Origin of the sequence: Halobellus sp. H-GB7 (assembly GCF_030848585.1) — an archaeon.
GTDB classification, from domain to species: domain Archaea; phylum Halobacteriota; class Halobacteria; order Halobacteriales; family Haloferacaceae; genus Haloquadratum; species Haloquadratum inordinatus.
On record NZ_JAVDDW010000026.1, the window covers coordinates 1 to 1974 of the forward strand.

The 1974-nt window shown below is 53.1% G+C and carries 2 protein-coding genes and 1 pseudogene; all 3 read left to right on the forward strand.

What is annotated here, in order from left to right:
• The first annotated feature begins 131 nt into the window (after positions 1-131).
• Positions 132-599, forward strand: a complete 468-nt coding sequence (locus RBH22_RS17700; RefSeq protein WP_306678727.1) for a helix-turn-helix domain-containing protein — start codon at positions 132-134, stop codon at positions 597-599.
• Complete coding sequence (locus RBH22_RS17705; RefSeq protein ID WP_256546712.1) at positions 596-1261, forward strand: IS630 family transposase; 666 nt, start codon at positions 596-598, stop codon at positions 1259-1261. The genes RBH22_RS17700 and RBH22_RS17705 overlap by 4 nt, the downstream gene beginning before the upstream one ends.
• A 537-nt stretch (positions 1262-1798) precedes the next feature.
• Positions 1799-1974: pseudogene (locus tag RBH22_RS17710) on the forward strand (IS4 family transposase); the annotation flags it as partial.

Below are 1974 nucleotides of genomic sequence, written 5' to 3' on the forward strand. Positions count from 1 at the left end.
TTCATCTTCAAACCGCCGATTCAATATCGGTCGATCCCAAATGTGTGCTAGTGCCGCTTCAAGCTTGAACTGCTAGATTTATCTACTCAGAGCACCTCTAGACTGTATTCAGACGTGTTCTGAAGTCCATTATGCCGCGAACCCAGAAGTACGTTGTCGATCTGTCCGCTGACGAACGCGCCGAACTCGAAGCGATGCTCTCCGCAGGAATGTACAAAACGCGTGTTCTCACGCGTGTACGCTGTCTCTTGCATACGGATGACGGCTTGACCGACGAGCAGGTCGGTCAAGCCGTCGGCTGTCATCCCGGAACGGTCGGTCGCATACGCAAACGGTACGCTGAGGACGGCCTTGCGGCGATTAATCGCCGCGAGGCCGACCGCGTCTACGAGCGCAAACTCGATGGACGAGCTGAAGCCCACCTCATCGCATTAGCGTGTAGCGAACCGCCGGAAGGACATTCTCGCTGGTCGCTTCATCTCCTCGCCGACCAGCTCGTTGCTCTCAACGAGATCGACGTTGAGTCGATCTCTCACGAAACCGTGCGACAGGTGCTAAAAAAACACGGTTGCACCCTCACCGATCAGAAGCGTGGGTGATCAAACCCGAACACAACGCCGCTTTCGTCCACCGAATGGAGGACGTTCTCGATCTCTACCACGAACCGTACGACCCAGCGCGTCCTGTCATCTGCTTCGACGAGAGCAACAAGGAGTTACACAAGCACGTCCGCGACCCGCTCCCGGCCCGCCCGGGAGCGGTCGCTCGGTACGATTACACGTACAAACGCAACGGAACGCGGAATCTCTTCATAATGAGCGAACCACTCACTGGGTGGCGACACGTCGAGGTAACGAAACGCCGTCGGAAACGTGAGTTCGTCCAGCAAATGCAGACGCTCGTCGATGAGCACTACCCGGATGCCGACTGCATCCGGGTGGTGCTCGATAATCTCAGCGCCCACAAAGCCTACGCATTCTACGAGTTTCTCCCACCAGAGGAAGCACATCGCCTCCTCAAAAAGTTGGAGTTCCACTTCACACCCAAGCACGGAAGTTGGCTCAACATAGCAGAAATAGAGTTCAGCGCACTTGCCACCGAGTGTCTTGATCGACGTATTCCTGACGCGGCGACCCTCCGTGCGGAGGTCGCCGCGTGGGAACGTACTCGCAACGAGGACGAATCGACCATCAACTGGCAGTTTACTACTGCCGACGCCAGAATCAAACTCCGTCAGCTATATCCAGCAAATCACGCTTGAAGCGCCACTAGCAAACGAACCTGATCTGTTATGATACAATTTTCACCAATTTCTATCAGCGGGGCTGCTCCCAGGTCGACCTTTTTTTCACCAAAAAACTGAGTCCCCTCACCAATAGTGCATCCTCGTTTTCTAGCATATTGAACATATGAATCAGAGCTAAGATGTTTTGGTGAACTAAGGACTCGGAAAACTGTATCTTTGATCCATCGCAGTAGGTGGTCTTTCATTGAACCTATATTAGTTAGTGGGTCTTATTAAGATATTAGATACTGTGGTCTCTGTTGACTTGATGGAAACGCTGCTACCCACGTTGACATCGAGGAGAGCAGCTGTCCTAACCGGATAACGCGGTTCCGATAAAAATTGGCTTCTCAGAAAACCGCGCGACAGCGAGAGGGTTTCAATAAAAGACCACAGAGTCGTTTTGTGAATATGATCTATGTGTGCTTTATACCCATCCGTTCTAGTTTAACGCGACAACCGACCGCCGTCTGTTGATCTGATATCGTCGCAACTACCCGGTTGAGAAACCCGGTGGGAAGTATGACCTACAGCCCACCGGATTCAGTCGTAGTTGACCGGATTCAAAGAGCGTTTCCCTCCGATGAGTTGCGCGAGCGCGCTCGCGCAACGAATCTCGTCGAACGTCAGCGCAAGTTCGACATCGTTGCACTGTTCTACACACTCTCGTTTGGCTTCGCTGCCGGCTC

Bases quoted from the DNA above. Each gene is read 5' to 3' on its own strand.
- RBH22_RS17700 (WP_306678727.1), top strand. From the start codon at position 132: ATGCCGCGAACCCAGAAGTACGTTGTCGATCTGTCCGCTGACGAACGC.